The organism is Aeromicrobium sp. REDSEA-S38_B2 (assembly GCF_001628525.1).
Taxonomy (GTDB): domain Bacteria; phylum Actinomycetota; class Actinomycetes; order Propionibacteriales; family Nocardioidaceae; genus Aeromicrobium; species Aeromicrobium erythreum.
In genome coordinates this window covers 50,413-65,419 of record NZ_LUNH01000005.1, presented here as the reverse complement: position 1 = coordinate 65,419, position 15,007 = coordinate 50,413, and the positions used below count along the sequence as shown (strand labels likewise).

Genomic DNA, 15,007 nt, shown 5'->3' with positions numbered 1-15,007 from the left:
AGGGCTCCCGCTGCAGTCATGGGGTCAAGGGTAGGCCCGCCGGGTCGGCGCGTCCTGACCGATCGTCGCCCCGCCGGGGAGGGGAGGTCCGGACCGGGCCGACCACCAGGCGCGCAGCGCCTCGGCGGCGAGGTCCTCGCCCAGCGGTCCGCGGTCGAGGCGCAGGTCGAGCAGGAACCGGTACGCCTCGCCGACCTCGCGGCCCGGGCCGATGCCGAGGAGCTGCTGGATCTGGTTGCCGTCGAGGTCGGGCCGGATGGCGTCGAGCTCCTCCTGCGCGGCCAGCTGCTCGATGCGGCGCTCGAGGTCGTCGTACGTGCGCTGCAGCCGCTGGGCCTTGCGCCGGTTGCGGGTGGTGCAGTCGGCGCGGGTGAGGATGTGCAGCCGCTCCAGCTGGTCGCCGGCGTCGCGGACGTAGCGGCGCACGGCGGCGTCGGTCCACTCCCCCGAGCCGTAGCCGTGGAAGCGCAGGTGCAGCTCCACGAGCAGGCCGACCTGCGCGATCTGCTCGTTGCTGAAGCGCAGCGCCTTCATGCGCTTGCGCGTCATCTTGGCGCCCACCACGTCGTGGTGGTGGAACGTCACCGTGCCGTCGTCGAGGAAGCGACGCGTGCGCGGCTTGCCGATGTCGTGCACCAGCGCGGCGAACCGGACGACGAAGTCGGGACGCTGCTCGAGCCGGTGCTCCAGCTCGACGGCCTGCTCCAGCACGGTCAGCGAGTGCTCGTAGACGTCCTTGTGGCGGTGGTGCTCGTCGGCGGTCAGTCGCAGTGCCGGCAGCTCGGGCAGCACGTGCTCGGCGAGGCCGGTGTCGACGAGCAGCCGCAGCCCGGCCACGGGCTCGCGCCCGCACACGAGCTTGACCAGCTCGTCACGCACCCGCTCGGCCGACACGATCTCGATCCGCTCGGCCATCGCGGTCATCGCCGCCGTCGTGGCCGCGTCGGCCTCGAAGCCGAGCTGCGCGACGAACCGGGCCGCCCGCATCATGCGCAGCGGGTCGTCGCTGAAGGACTGCTCGGGCGTCACCGGCGTGCGCAGCACCCCGGCGGCGAGGTCGCCGAGTCCACCGAACTCGTCGACGAACTCCGCCGACGGCAGCCGCAGCGCGAGGGCGTTGACCGTGAAGTCGCGGCGCGACAGGTCGCCCTGCAGCGTGTCGCCGAAGGCCACCTGCGGCTTGCGCGACGTCGGGTCGTAGGCGTCGGTGCGGTACGTCGTGATCTCGATCTGGTCGTCGCCCTTGCGCAGGCCGAGCGTGCCGAACTCGCGGCCCACGTCCCACACGGCGTCCGCCCAACCCGCGACGAGACGCTCGACGTCGTCGGGTCGGGCCGACGTCGTCAGGTCGAGGTCGCTGACCCGACGTCCGAGCAGCGCGTCGCGCACCGGTCCGCCCACGAGCGCCAGCTCGTGACCCGCTGTCGCGAACAGACCGCCCAGCTCGGCGAGCACGGGGTGGTCGCGCAACACCGCGTCGGCGGCAGCGCGCACGGCGGAGGCGTCGTAGGACGAGGAGGGGGCGGACACGGGCCCCGAGTGTAGTGCGCCGCACCCGCGCGGCCCGGGGCCGTGCTGCGACGACCGCAGCACGCGCGGTCGAGGTGGCCGGACCGGTAGGGCCCGACCACTACGATGGGCGGGTGATGAACCCGGCCCGACGTGTGCGTCCGGGCCCGGGAGCTCTGGTCCGCCTGGTCGCGTGCGCCCTTGCGATGCTGCTCGGCGGCTCGTTGACGGTCGCCGTCGCCGCGCCCGCCCAGGCCGCCGTCGACCCTGACGTGGCCGTGCGGATCACCGGCGTGAGCCCCACGGAGCTGCGCGACGGCGCCACCGTCACGCTCACCGGCACGATCACCAACCGCGGCAAGGAGCGCTGGACGAAGGCGCAGGCCTACCTCGTGATCGCGCGGACGCCGTTCACCACGCGCCAGCAGGTGAGCGACGCGGTCGAGAGCCAGGCCAGCTACACCGGCGAGCGCGTCGTCGAGCTCGACTCGATCGACGAGGTCGGCACCCTCGCCCCCGGCAGCACCCGACCGTTCCGCGTGCGGGTGCCCTACGCGCAGCTGCGCGTCTCCGACGCCGAGGGCGTCTACCCGGTGGGCGTCCAGGTGCTCGCGACGGCCGAGGACGGCACGCGCGACAACGCCGCGATCGCCCGCGCCACCACCTTCCTGCCGCGCCTCGACCGCGACTCGACGCGCGTGCCGGGCGGCCTGGTGTGGCCGTTCGTGCTGCCCGACCGCCTCGGCCCGTCCGGCACGTGGATGGACGCCCCCGGTCTGGCCGAGCGCGTCGCGCCGGGCGGCCAGCTCCGCAACCTGCTCGACCAGGCCCTCTCCGCGCCCTCGGGCGGCACGTCGCTCGTGCTCGACCCCGCCCTGCTGGTGGCCGTCGACGACCTGGCCGAGGGTCGGCGCCTGCCGCGCGACGTGCGTCTCGACGACGCTCAGCGGGAGGCCGCGCGCACGTTCGTCGAAGACCTCACCGGCCTCTCGCGACGGGTCGCCACGTGGACGCTCGGCTACGCCCGGCCCGACTGGCTGGCGCTCAGCCGCTCCGACGCCCACGACCGGCTGATGGGCACCATCGAGCGGGCGACGTCGTCGGCCCTCGCGCAGTTCCAGGTGTCGGGTCGCCGCGTCACGTGGCCGACGCGAGGGGGCACGACGGCGGAGCTGATCGACCAGGTGCGCGGCAGCGGCGACCGACCCGTCATCGTCACCCGCGACGCCGTGCCCGACTGGGAGCCGCGGCTCGGCTCCGTCGTCACCCTCCGGTCCGAGAGCGGGCCGGTACCGCTCTTCGTCGACGCCGGGCTCGACGTCGGGGTGCCCGGCGGCGCGACGGTGGCGACGCTGCGCCAGCGGCTGCTCAGCGAGGCTGCGCTGGCGTCGCTCGAGCGCAGCGGCGACGCGGAGTCCAAGGCGGACGCGTTCGTGCTCGTCGACCCGCGCTGGAACCCCGGCGACACCGACGACGACGCTTTCGCGGGCGCCTTCGACCCCGACTTCGTCTCGCCGGAGGACCTCGAGGACCTCATGACGACCCGTCGTGCCGCGTACGGAGGCGACGTCGCGAGCACCGCGGAGGCGCGGCCGCTCTCGCAGGCGCAGGTGACGGCCGTCGAGCAGCTGGCGCGCGAGGGGGGCGTGCTGGCGGGCCTCGCCGTCGAGGGCGACGACCTCGCCGCCCGCACCGACCGCACCTCGGCGGGTCTGCTGTCGACCGCCTGGCGCTCGGACCGAGCCGAGGGGCTGCGCGCAGCCACGGGCGCGCTCGGTCGGGTGCGCTCGGAGCTGGGCCGGCTCGCCGTCGAGGGTCCGCCCGCCATCACGCTCTCCAGCGCCGAAGGGAGCTTCCCGCTCACGGTCAGCAACGACACCGACACCGCCGTACGGGTCGGCGTGCGCATCAGCGCGAGCAACCCCGCGCTGCGCATCCCCGACGTCGCCCCGGTGCAGGTGGAGGCCGGCGAGCGACGCACGGTCACGGTGCAGGTCGACGTCGGCGACCAGACCTCGTCGACGTTGACGGCGCAGCTGATCTCGCCCGACGGGACCGCGGTGGGCCGCGCCGACTCCTTCAACGTGCGGTCGAGCCGGGTGGGCGTGGCCCTGTGGGCGCTGATGGGCGCCGCGGGGCTGTTCGTCCTGTTCGCGCTCGGCCGACGCTTCCTGCGTGGCCGACGGGCCGCCGCCACGACCCCCGAGGAGACCCCGACCGATGGCTGAGCGCAACGTCGCCCGCGCGAGTGCCGGCATGGCGATCGGCACGGTCGTGTCGAGGGTCACGGGCTTCGGCCGCCTGCTCATGCTCGCGGCGACCATCGGCACCGCGCTGAACGCCGACCTCTTCAACAACGCCAACACGGTGCCGAACGCGCTCTACATCCTGGTGGCCGGGGGCGTGTTCAACGTCGTGCTCGTGCCCCAGCTCGTCCGGGCGATGCGCAACGACGCCGACGGTGGCGACGCGTACGCCAACCGCGTCATCACGCTCGGACTGCTGGTCCTGGGTGTCGCGGCAGTGGCCCTCACCCTCCTCGTGCCCCTGATCATGCACGTGGTGTTCGACGGGGAGCTGTTCTCCGCCCGGAACGAGGCGCAGCGCGAGTCGGCGCAGCTGCTGATGTACCTGTGCATGCCGCAGGTGTTCTTCTACGGCGCGTTCGTGCTCGTCGGGCAGGTGCTCAACGCGCGGCAGAAGTTCGGGCCGATGATGTGGGCGCCCATCGTCAACAACCTGGTGGCCATCGGCTCCCTGGCGGTGTACCTGGTGCTGTACGGCGCCTCGAGCGGCGAGGGTGGCTTCTCCACCGGCCAGGCGTTGCTGCTCGGCGGCGGCGCGACGCTCGGCATCGCCGTGCAGACGCTGGTGCTCGTGCCGTTCCTGCGGCAGGCCGGGTTCCGGTACGCACCGCGGTTCGACTTCCGCGGCGTGGGCCTCGGCCACACGCTGCGCCTCGGCGTTTGGACGCTCGGCTTCATCGCCGCCAACCAGGTCGCGTTCATCGTCATCCAGCGGCTCGGCGTGAAGGGCACGCTCGCCGGAGAGCGCGAGGGGACCGCGGCCACCGGGTCGGCCGTCTACGAGATCGGCTTCCTGGTGAGCCAGATGCCGCACGGCGTCATCACGGTCTCGCTCGCGACGGCCATCATCCCCACCCTCTCGGCCCTCGCCTCGGAGCGCCGCTACGACCGCATGGCGCTGGAGCTGCAGCGCACCCTGCGGGTCACGCTCGCCATCATCGCGCCGCTCGCCGCCGCCGTCGGGTGTCTCGGCTGGTCGGCGGCCGGCGTGCTCGGCTTCGTGCCGACCCTGCGCCCGAACGCCGACGCCATCGGCCTCGCCGTCGCCGCGTTCGCGCCGGCCATGGTCGCCTTCACCATCCACTACCTCGTGCTGCGCGGCTTCTACGCCGACGAGAACACCCGGACGCCGTTCTTCGTCCAGCTGGTCGTCGCCGCGACCAACATCGTCGCCGCGCTCGTCCTCACCCACGACGTGGAGCCGCGACACGTGGCACCGATGCTCGCACTGTCGTTCGGCATCGCCTACGCCGTCGGCGCGACCGTCTCGGCGACGTTGCTGTCACGCCGGCTCGGCGGCCTGGTCGACCGCGAGACGCGCGTCTTCGCGGTCCGGCTGCTGATCTCGCTGGCCCTGGCCGTCGGCACGATGCTCGGCTCCGTGGCCGCCCTCGACGCCGTGGGGCTCGACCGCGGCGAGCCCGTCGGTGCACTCGTGACGCTCGTCGTGGCCGGTGGTCTCGGTGCCGCGGCCTACCTGGTGGGCACGCGCCTGACCCGCATGCAGGAGCTCACGCACCTGGTCCGCTCGCTGCGCGGCCGCGGCGCCTGACGGGCCAGGACCTCAGGAGCACGGCCGGCTAGAGGCCGGCCTTCTCGTAGATCTCCTCGATGGCGTCGAGGTAGGCACCCTGGTCGGTCTCGGCCAGCTCGAGGTAGGCCTGGCGGGCCTTCTCGCCGACCTCCGCCGCGACCTCCTCGTAGCGGGCGTTCCACTTCTCGGCCTCGATCTGCCAGTAGCCGCAGGTGTAGAAGTCGGTCTGCGGCCAGTCGAGCGTGCGTCGCAGGAGCTTGCGGGCCGCGCGGCTGGCTCGCGCCTCGCCGGCCAGCCACACGTACCGACTGAGCGGCACGTCGTCGGTCGCCTCGCCGGCGGCGGGCAGACCACGCTCGGTCACGGCCGACTCGAGCGCGCCGCAGATGTCGGTCTCGCGCTCGACGACGACCCAGCGCACGTCGACGTCGGCCGGGCTCGGCAGGGCGATGCGGTCGCCGTCGTCGGTGAGGACCACGACCGCCTCGACCCGCTGGCCGGGGCGCAGGTCGCGCAGGATGCGGGCGAGCGCGGGGAGCCCGGTGACGTCGGCCACGAGGAGCTGCCAGGCGGTGTCGGCCGGCGCGGCGTACAGGCCGTGCGGCACCATCATCCCGACCTCGTCGCCCGGCACGCAGCGCCTGACCCAGTCGGCACCGACGCCGTGGTCGTGCACCGCGATGTCGATGTCGACCTCGGGCACGCCGTCGACGACCCGGTGGTCGGAGATCGTGTAGACGCGGGCGGCGGGCTCGACGGCGCCCTCGGGCACCCGCATGACCCAGTTCTCGTCGTAGGTGGGGATCGCGAGCTCGGCCCCCTCCGGGGCGATCATCAGCCGCACGTACTCGTCGGGCACGCCGGTGGAGGTGAAGTCCTCCGGCCGCAGCGTGACCGTGACGAGGTGCGCGGACAGCCGCACCTTCCGCACGACGGTGGCCCGGCAGACCGGTGGGACCTCGCTCATGGTTCTCCTCCCCGGGCGGGACGACGACGGTATGTGGCGATGCTTAGGCTAGCCTAACTGACCCTGCTCCCCGGACGTCGCGCTGGTAGTTTCGACCGGGTGAGCCCCTCCCCCGTGACCGTCCGCACGATCACCCGCGAGGAGCACCTCGACTTCGTCGCCGGCCGACCCTCCGTCTCCTTCCTGCAGACGCCCGCGTGGGCGCAGGTCAAGGCCGAGTGGGGGTCGGAGTCGGTCGGCTGGATCGACGCGTCCGGCCAGGTCGTGGGTGCCGCGCTGGTCCTCTACCGCCAGGTGCCGAAGGTCAGGCGCTACCTGGCCTACCTGCCGGAGGGGCCCGTGCTGCCGTGGGTCGACGCAGGTGCCGACCTGGGCGCCTGGCTGGAGCCGCTGGCCGCGCACCTGAAGGCGAAGAAGGCGTTCGGCATCCGGATGGGACCGCCGGTCGTGACCCGCCGCTGGCACGCCGCCACCGTGAAGGCCGCCGTGGCCGACCCCGCACTCGGCACGCTCGGCGAGGTGCCGGCCGACGTGAACGACGCGGCGGCGCTCGCCGTCGCCGACCGGCTCCAGGACCTCGGCTGGCGCCGGCTCGCCACCGAGGGCGGGTTCAGCGCGGGCCAGCCGCAGTACAACTTCTGGCTGCCCCTGGCCGACGCCGACGGCACGCCCCGCACCGAGGAGCAGGTGCTGGCCGGCATGAACCAGCTGTGGCGGCGCAACATCCGCAAGGCCGCGAAGGCGGGCGTCGACGTGACGCTCGGCGGCCGCGACGACCTGGAGGCGTTCCACCGCGTGTACGTCGAGACGGCCGAGCGCGACCACTTCACGCCGCGTCCGCTGTCGTACTTCCTGACCATGTGGGACGCGCTGACGGGCGAGGACCCCGACCGCATGCGCCTGTACCTCGCGCACCACGAGGGCGACCTCGTCGCGGCGACCACGCTCGTGCGCGTGGGCACGCACGCCTGGTACTCCTACGGCGCGTCGACGTCGGCGAAGCGCGAGGTGCGCGGGTCCAACGCCGTCCAGTGGCAGATGATGCGCGACGCGCTCGCCGCGGGCGCCACGGTCTACGACCTGCGCGGCATCACCGACACGCTCGACCCGGACGACCCGCACGTGGGCCTCATCCAGTTCAAGGTGGGCACCGGGGGCGAGGCGGTCGAGTACCTCGGCGAGTGGGACCTCCCCCTCAACCGCCCCCTGTACGCCGCCTTCACGGCATATATGAGGAGACGAGGATGACCTTCGAGCTGCACGTCGACGTCGAGCGCTGGCGCGGTCACCTGAAGTCTGCGGCGGAGCGCCTGCCGGGGCTGGTGCCCGTGATCAAGGGCAACGGCTACGGGCTGGGTCGTGACCGGCTGGCCGCGGAGAGCGCGGCGCTCGGCGCCGACACCGTCGCGGTGGGTGTCTACGCGGAGGTGCCGGAGGCGCTCGAGGCGTTCGAGGGCGACGTGATGGTCCTCGGCCCGTGGCGCCCGTTCCTCGACGGTGCTGCGGTCGAGCAGGCGCTCGCCGATCCTCGCGTGGTGCACACCGTGGGCCGGGTGGCCGACGTGGCGGCGCTGGCCGAGCGCGCACCGGGTGCGCGGGTGGTCGTCGAGGGCGAGACGTCGATGGCGCGCCACGGCTTCGACCGGCACGAGCTCGCCGCCGCGGTGGCTGCGCTCGGCGGCCTCGAGGTCGTCGGCTTCGCCGCCCACCTGCCGATGACCGGGAGCAACCTGGCCGAGGCGGAGTCGTGGGCGGCGGCGCTGGAGGCGTCACAGCTCGAGACGACGACCTTCTACGTCTCCCACCTCAGTCCGGGCGAGCTCGGTCAGCTGCGCGAGCGCCGGCCCGGGCTCACCGTGCGCCCGCGGGTCGGCACGTCGCTGTGGCTCGGCGACCTCGGCGCCCTCGACGTGCGCGCGAAGGTGCTCGACGTGCACCGGATCTCCCGCGGCGAGCGGGTCGGCTACCGGCAGCGGGCGGTCCCCCGCGACGGCTACCTGCTGGTGATCTCCGGCGGCACCAGCCACGGCGTCGGGCTCGAGGCGCCGCGCTCCAGCGCGGGCGTGGTGCAGCGGGGCAAGACCCTCGCCAAGGGCAGCCTCGAGGCCGCCGGCCTCATGCTCAGCCCGTTCACGGTCGACGGCCGGCAGCGCTGGTTCGCCGAGCCCCCGCACATGCACGCGTCGCAGGTGCTGCTGCCCGCGTCGGCCACGGCGCCGGCCGTCGGCGACGACGTGCGCTGCGCCGTGCGGTTCACGACGGCCACGTTCGACCGGGTCGTCCTGGACTGACCTCCCGCCCACGACGCGGACGCGGCGGCCACCCCTCGGGGTGGCCGCCGCGTCGTCGTCCTGCCGCTACGGGAACGTCGGCGGCGTCGTCTCCGCCGGCGGGCTCGGCTCCGTCGCCGTCGGCGTGGGCGACGGCGTGGGCGTCGGCGTCGGCGTCGGCGTGGGACGCGGGGTCCGCGACGGCGTGGGCGTCGGCGTGGGCGACGGGGTCGCCGTCGGCGCCGGCGGCACGTAGGTGCGGCCCTTGTCGGCCTGGATGTTGCCGGGCGGCGGGAAGCTGCCGCACTCGGTGCCCTGCAGGGCAGGGTCCATGAACGCCTTGAACGTGCGCGCCGGGTACTGGCCGCCGAAGAACGGCACCAGGTAACCCTCGATGTCCTCGTTGCCCACGCCGCGGCTCAACGTCACGGCCGTGGCCAGCTTGGGCGTCGCGCCGACGAACCACGACGACGAGACGTGCTGGTCCGCGTCGTTCTTGCCCGCCGTGGCGGTACCCGTCTTGCCGATCGTCGGGCAGATGGTGCGGCCGTTGGTTCCCGTGCCGACCGACGTCACCTTCTGCAGCGCCGCCACCGTGTCGCCCGCGACGTCCTCAGGGATCGAGCGCCGCGTCTCGCGCTTCGGCAGCTCGAGGTCGTTGCCCCCGGAGCCGGTGACCTTCTTCAGGACGTGCCACTGGGCGCGCTCGCCACCAGCGGCGATGGTCGCGTAGGCGTTGGCCATGTCGACGGCGGGGACGCCGGCGAAGCCGAGCGACGTGACCGCGACCGGGTTGATCTTGTCGGTCACCGAGCGCGGGATGCCCGCCTGGTTGGCGGCCTTGAGGATCTTGCGCGCGCCGATGCTCGCGTCGGCCTCGGCGCCCCCGCTCATCTGCTGCGTGAGGTCGACGAACGCGGTGTTGATCGACTCCTGCGTCGCCATCTCGAGCGTGACGGGGCCGAACGAGCGTCCACCGCTGTCGCCCTGGTTGCCGACGATGCTGTTGCCGATGCGCAGCGGCGAGCTGCCGTTCAGCGTGGTGCGCAGGCCGTAGCCGTCCTCGAGGCCGGCGATCACGGCGAACACCTTGAACGTCGAGCCCGGCTGGACGCTCTGCATCGCCCAGTTCAGCTGGCTCTTGAGGTAGTCGCGCCCGCCGTACATGGCCTTCACGTCGCCCGTTCCCGGCTCGACGGAGACGAGTCCGACGTTGAGCTCGTTCAGGTTCTGCGGGATGATCGTGCGCACCGCGTTCACCGCGTCGCGCTGCAGGCGACGGTCGAACGTCGTCGTGACCCGCAGGCCGCCGCCGTCGATCTCGTTGTCGGAGAAGCCCGCCTGGCGCAGCTGGGTGCGGACCAGCTCGAGCAGATAGCCGCTCGTGCCCCGGAACCGGTTGCTGTTCTTCTTGCGGACGACCCGCGGCAGCTGGTCCTGGTACTTCGCGGCCTCGTCGGCGGTGATCGCACCCGACTTGACCATGCCGTCGAGCACGTAGCGGTAGCGCGGGAGGATCCGCTCCTTCGCCCCCTCGGCGTACGGGTCGTAGTAGCTCGGGCTGTTGATGATGGTGGCGAGCAGCGCGGCCTGGGCGTAGTTCAGGCGGGAGGCCGGACGGTCGAAGTAGGTCTGCGCGGCGACCTGGACGCCGTAGGAGCCGTTGCCGAAGTAGATGGTGTTGAGGTAGCCCTCGAGGATCTCCTGCTTGGAGAGCTGGTTGTGGATCTTGATCGAGAGGATCGCCTCGCGCACCTTGCGCTTGTAGGAGCGCTCCTGGTTCAGGTAGAGCACCTTCACGTACTGCTGCGTGATGGTCGAGCCACCGCTGGTGATCTGACCGCTCGTGGCGTTGTCGCGCACGGCCCGCAGGATGCCCTTGAAGTCGATGCCCTGGTTCTCGTAGAACGTGCGGTCCTCCGCGGCGATGACAGCCGCCTGCATGACGGAGGGCACCTCGTCGAGCGGGATGCTCTCGCGGTCCTGCATCGCGAAGGTGCCGAGCTCGCTCTTGCCGTCGGAGTAGTAGACCTTCGTCGTCTGCGTCTGGAAGTCGGCGTTCGCGTCGGGGATCGAGATGATCCGGTAGAGCACGAAGAAGAGCAGCGCCGCTGCGAGGATGCCGAGCACCAGCAGGAGCGCCAGCCAGCGGAGCACCCGCTTCCAGCGCGGTCCGTCACCGCCGATGCGGCGGAACAGACCGGGCTTGCGGGGCGTGCTCTTCGGCTTGGTTCGGTGCGTGCTGGTGGCCACGGACCACTTCCTCCGTCTCGGCCCTGCGGGCAGGGCGTGGTGCTGTGCGTGCGCCCGGGACACGGCGCGGCATCGCTCCAGTGTGCCCGATCATCCTGAGAACCCAAGGATGGCGGGTCGACGCCGGACCCGGCAGCGGTTCCGTCGAATCCCCCGCGGCACCGCCCGCGACGCTCACCGCAAGACCTCTCGCTGGGCGTCGGGCCGCGCTGAGCCGTTGCCGAGTGGTCTCGATACGTCAGGACTTCGCAAGCTCGTCCTGACTACTCGACCAGCGGAGGGGTTCGCTGGTCGAGTAGCGCGGGGCCGCGACGAAGGAGCGTGCTCCGGGCGTATCGAGACCACCCCAAGCAGACGCTGGGAACCGGCCCCCGCCGACCCGTTGCCCAGTGGTCGCTGAGGGTCGGCCCGCGCTGAGCCGTTGCCGGGTGGTCTCGATACGCAGCACGGAGCTCCTTCGTCGCCCGTGCCGCTACTCGACCAGCGGGATCCTCCGCTGGAGCGGGCGGCGGTTCCGACGGATCCCCGCGACACCCGCCGCGGACCGGACATGACCGGACAACAGGACCTGACATGACCTGACACCAGCACCTGACATGGGCTGACATGAACTGCCGATCTGATGTATCGTCCCGATATAGCGGGTCGTCGCCGGGCGCCCCACCGAGCAGCGGGGAGGGTTCGATGGCACGTCGTGGCGCGACCCTCGAGCTGGCGGTCATGGGCCTGCTGCACGACACGCCGATGCACGGCTACGAGCTGCGCAAGGAGCTCATCAGCCTGCTCGGGCTCGGGCGGGTGCTCTCCTACGGCACCCTCTACCCCTGCCTGAAGACGCTGGTCCGCGCCGGCTTCATCGAGGCCGACGAGGACCGCGACGTCGAGGTGCGCGGACGCCGCAACCGGATCGTCTACCACCTCACCGCCGCCGGCAAGGAGCACTTCGCCACCGCGATGGAGGACTCCGGACCGGCCACCTGGGACGACGAGACGTTCAGCGTGCGGTTCGCGTTCTTCGGCCGCACCGAGTCGGCCGTCCGCGTGCGCATCCTCGAGGGCCGGCGCAGCCGGCTGCAGGAGCGTCTCGAGCACGTCCGCGAGGCCAACCAGCGCGGCCGCGACCGCGCCGACGCCTACACCCGCGAGCTCCAGCGCCACGGCCTGGAGTCCGTCGAGCGCGAGGTGCGCTGGCTCACCGACCTGATCGAGCGCGAGCGCAACCCCCACCCCGACCCGGCCGAGCGGCCCGGGTCCCCCTGACCCTCTTCCACCGAGCACGAGCAACCAACCACCCACCTGAAGGAGAACCCATGGGTTCGGCGAACCACCAGATCCGCGTCGCCATCGTCGGCGTCGGCAACTGCGCCACCTCCCTGATCCAGGGCGTCGAGTACTACAAGGACGCTGATCCGGCGGGCACGGTCCCCGGACTCATGCACGTCCAGTTCGGCGACTACCACGTGAGCGACATCGAGTTCGTGGCCGCGTTCGACGTCGACGCGAAGAAGGTCGGCTTCGACCTCGCCGACGCCACCACGGCCAGCGAGAACAACACGATCCGCATCACCGACGTCCCGCCGACCGGTGTCACCGTGCAGCGCGGTCACACGCTCGACGGTCTCGGCAAGTACTACCTCCAGACCATCGAGGAGTCCGACGCCCCCGCGGTCGACGTCGTCCAGGTGCTCAAGGACACGCAGGCCGACGTGCTCGTCTCCTACCTGCCGGTGGGCTCGGAGGAGGCCGACAAGTTCTACGCGCAGTGCGCGATCGACGCGAAGGTCGCGTTCGTCAACGCGCTGCCCGTCTTCATCGCCTCCGACCCCGAGTGGGCGAAGAAGTTCGAGGACGCGGGCGTCCCGATCATCGGTGACGACATCAAGAGCCAGGTCGGCGCGACGATCACGCACCGCGTCATGGCGAAGCTGTTCGAGGACCGCGGCGTCGCGCTCGACCGCACCTACCAGCTGAACGTCGGCGGCAACATGGACTTCAAGAACATGCTCGAGCGTGAGCGTCTGGAGTCCAAGAAGGTCTCGAAGACGCAGGCCGTCACCTCCAACCTCACCGGCTCGCTGGCCGGCGTGGGCGCCGACGACCGCAACGTGCACATCGGCCCGTCGGACTACGTGGCGTGGCTCGACGACCGCAAGTGGGCCTACGTGCGCCTCGAGGGTCGCGCGTTCGGCGACGTGCCGCTGAACCTGGAGTACAAGCTCGAGGTCTGGGACTCCCCCAACTCCGCCGGCATCATCATCGACGCCATCCGCGCGGCGAAGATCGCCAAGGACCGCGGCGTCGGCGGTGCCCTGCTGAGCGCGTCGTCCTACCTGATGAAGAGCCCGCCGGAGCAGCGTCCCGACGACGTCGGCCGCCAGCGCCTCGAGGCCTTCATCTCCGGCACCGAGGAGCGCTGACCCGCGACCCTGCGTGACACCGAGGCGGTGTCGCCCGGTCCTCCCCCTGGGAGCCCGGCGACACCGCCTCGGCGCGTCCGGGCCCGGTCCGCACTACGCTGAACCCGGCCAGACCCCGACCGGAAGGACGCCTGTGTCGATCGACCTGCGTCGCGCCGAGCCCGGCCGCGACGGCGTGTACGCGACCGTGCTCGTCGTCCTCGTGACGCTGCTCGCCCTGCTCGCGTTCCTCGTCGGCACCGACGCCGCCTGGCTGCAGGACGTCGACGACGGCGTGGCCCGGGCGGCGTTCGACGTGAGCGTCGCGCGACCGTGGCTGGTCGACGTGCTCGAGGTGCTGGCGGTCGTGCTGTCCAACGTCGGCGTCGGCATCGTCCTGGCCCTCCTGGCCGGCGTGGCGCTGGCACGGCGCGAGTGGCGCATCGCCACCTGGATCGCGCTCAGCGGCGTGGTCGGCATCGGCGGCAACGCCCTGGTCAAGCTCGTGTTCCAGCGTCCGCGGCCCGCGTGGGAGGAGCCGATCCACGAGATCGGCGGCTACTCCTTCCCGAGCGGGCACTCCGCCGGCGCCGGTGTGCTGTTCACGGTCCTCGCGCTGCTGACGATCGTGCTGACCGGCCGTGGGTGGCGCCGTCGGCTGCTGATCACGCTGTGGGTCCTGCTGGCGCTGGTGACGGCCGCCGACCGCGTGCTCCTCGGCGTGCACTACCTCTCCGACGTCACCGCCGGCCTGACCCTCGGCGCCTTGGTGACGGTCGTGCTGTGGCTCGCGGTCGCGACCGACGCGACCCGGCTCCCGCCCGAGCTCGCGGTGGTCACGGGCACGGGCCGCAAGCGCGTGGCGGTCGTCCTCAACCCCTCCAAGCTGACCGACGTCGAGGAGTTCAAGACCCTCGTGCGGCTGGTCGCCGGCCAGCACGGCTGGAACGAGCCGGCCTGGTTCGAGACGACGGTGGAGGACCCGGGCTACGGCCAGACCGAGGCGGCGCTCGAGGCCGACGCCGACCTCATCATCGCCGCCGGCGGCGACGGCACCGTGCGTGCGGTGTGCGAGGAGGCCGCTCGCACCGGCGTGGCCGTGGCCATCATCCCGCAGGGCACCGGCAACCTGCTGGCGCGCAACCTCGGCATCCCGCTCAACCCGCGCGACGCCCTCGAGGTGGCGTTCGGCGGGCAGGACAAGGCCATCGACCTCGCCCGGTTCAGCACCGACGCCGGCGTCGAGACCAGCTTCCTCGTCATGGCGGGCCTGGGCATGGACGCGATGATCATGACCGGCGTCAACGACGAGCTGAAGAAGAAGGTCGGCTGGGTCGCCTACGTCGTCTCGGGCGTCAAGGCGCTGCGCTACTCCGGCACCAAGGTCACGATCACCGTCGACGACGGCGAGCCGCGCACGTTCCGCGCCCGCACGGTCGTCATCGGCAACGTCGGCTACCTGCAGGCGGGGCTCCCGCTGCTGCCGGAGGCGCAGATCGACGACGGCGAGCTCGACGTCGTGGTGATCGCGCCGCGCCGGTTCTTCGGGTGGGTCTCGATCGCGGTCCGCGTGATCACGCGCCGCAAGCGCACCAACGACCGTCTCGACCGGTTCACGGGGCGCCGGGTGCACGTGAAGGCCACCGGCCCGACCCCGATGCAGCTCGACGGCGACCCCGTCGACGAGGGCACCGAGATCACCGCCGAGGTCCGCCCCGGCGTGCTGCTGGTGCGGGTGCCGGTGGCCCCGACCGTGCAGAAGGGCTGACGCA

General features: G+C 72.3%; 10 protein-coding genes. 7 read left to right on the top strand and 3 right to left on the bottom strand.

Translation table 11 applies throughout. From position 1 onward, the window contains the following. Positions 1–24: 24 nt before the first annotated feature. Complete coding sequence (locus A6Q81_RS01180; RefSeq protein ID WP_502692798.1) at positions 25–1,530, bottom strand: CCA tRNA nucleotidyltransferase; 1,506 nt, start codon at positions 1,528–1,530, stop codon at positions 25–27. Between the two features lie 116 nt (positions 1,531–1,646). Between A6Q81_RS01180 and A6Q81_RS01175 the strand changes: the two genes are divergently transcribed. After that, positions 1,647–3,737, top strand: coding sequence for a DUF6049 family protein (locus A6Q81_RS01175; protein WP_236749895.1), 2,091 nt, complete (start codon positions 1,647–1,649; stop codon positions 3,735–3,737). Continuing rightward, positions 3,730–5,367 carry a murein biosynthesis integral membrane protein MurJ gene (gene murJ, locus A6Q81_RS01170; RefSeq protein WP_286689241.1) on the top strand — a complete coding sequence of 546 codons (1,638 nt, stop codon included), beginning with the start codon at positions 3,730–3,732 and terminating at the stop codon, positions 5,365–5,367. The genes A6Q81_RS01175 and murJ overlap by 8 nt, the downstream gene beginning before the upstream one ends. 28 nt (positions 5,368–5,395) lie before the next feature. On the opposite strand, the gene A6Q81_RS01165 is transcribed toward murJ, so the two are convergent. Next, positions 5,396–6,316, bottom strand: coding sequence for a siderophore-interacting protein (locus A6Q81_RS01165; protein ID WP_067860731.1), 921 nt, complete (start codon positions 6,314–6,316; stop codon positions 5,396–5,398). Positions 6,317–6,415: 99 nt separating this feature from the next. Between A6Q81_RS01165 and A6Q81_RS01160 the strand changes: the two genes are divergently transcribed. Both A6Q81_RS01160 and A6Q81_RS01155 read left to right on the top strand, forming a co-directional pair. Then, complete coding sequence (locus A6Q81_RS01160) at positions 6,416–7,564, top strand: lipid II:glycine glycyltransferase FemX (RefSeq protein ID WP_067860733.1); 1,149 nt, start codon at positions 6,416–6,418, stop codon at positions 7,562–7,564. Continuing rightward, positions 7,561–8,607 carry an alanine racemase gene (locus A6Q81_RS01155; RefSeq protein ID WP_286689240.1) on the top strand — a complete coding sequence of 349 codons (1,047 nt, stop codon included), beginning with the start codon at positions 7,561–7,563 and terminating at the stop codon, positions 8,605–8,607. Before A6Q81_RS01160 ends, A6Q81_RS01155 begins: the two co-directional genes overlap by 4 nt. Positions 8,608–8,673: 66 nt before the next feature. On the opposite strand, the gene A6Q81_RS01150 is transcribed toward A6Q81_RS01155, so the two are convergent. Beyond that, the gene (locus tag A6Q81_RS01150; RefSeq protein WP_286689239.1) at positions 8,674–10,839 is read right to left on the bottom strand and encodes a transglycosylase domain-containing protein; all 2,166 of its coding nucleotides are present in this window, start codon (positions 10,837–10,839) and stop codon (positions 8,674–8,676) included. 684 nt (positions 10,840–11,523) lie between these two features. On the opposite strand from A6Q81_RS01150, the gene A6Q81_RS01145 reads away from it, so the two are divergent. The 3 genes from A6Q81_RS01145 (at position 11,524) to A6Q81_RS01135 (ending at position 15,003) form a co-directional block, all read left to right on the top strand. Continuing rightward, complete coding sequence (locus A6Q81_RS01145; RefSeq protein ID WP_067860738.1) at positions 11,524–12,099, top strand: PadR family transcriptional regulator; 576 nt, start codon at positions 11,524–11,526, stop codon at positions 12,097–12,099. Between the two features lie 50 nt (positions 12,100–12,149). Then, on the top strand, positions 12,150–13,256 hold the full coding sequence (locus tag A6Q81_RS01140) for an inositol-3-phosphate synthase (protein ID WP_067860740.1): 1,107 nt from the start codon (positions 12,150–12,152) through the stop codon (positions 13,254–13,256). 133 nt (positions 13,257–13,389) lie between these two features. Then, positions 13,390–15,003: a bifunctional phosphatase PAP2/diacylglycerol kinase family protein gene (locus A6Q81_RS01135; protein WP_286689238.1), complete on the top strand. Its 1,614-nt coding sequence runs from the start codon at positions 13,390–13,392 to the stop codon at positions 15,001–15,003. Positions 15,004–15,007: the final 4 nt, after the last annotated feature.

Excerpts from the sequence above, each read along its gene's own strand:
- A6Q81_RS01145 (WP_067860738.1), top strand. The coding sequence starts at position 11,524 with ATGGCACGTCGTGGCGCGACCCTCGAGCTGGCGGTCATGGGCCTGCTG.
- A6Q81_RS01175 (WP_236749895.1), top strand. The coding sequence starts at position 1,647 with ATGAACCCGGCCCGACGTGTGCGTCCGGGCCCGGGAGCTCTGGTCCGC.
- A6Q81_RS01140 (WP_067860740.1), top strand. The coding sequence starts at position 12,150 with ATGGGTTCGGCGAACCACCAGATCCGCGTCGCCATCGTCGGCGTCGGC.
- A6Q81_RS01165 (WP_067860731.1), bottom strand. The coding sequence starts at position 6,316 with ATGAGCGAGGTCCCACCGGTCTGCCGGGCCACCGTCGTGCGGAAGGTG.
- murJ (WP_286689241.1), top strand. The coding sequence starts at position 3,730 with ATGGCTGAGCGCAACGTCGCCCGCGCGAGTGCCGGCATGGCGATCGGC.
- A6Q81_RS01155 (WP_286689240.1), top strand. The coding sequence starts at position 7,561 with ATGACCTTCGAGCTGCACGTCGACGTCGAGCGCTGGCGCGGTCACCTG.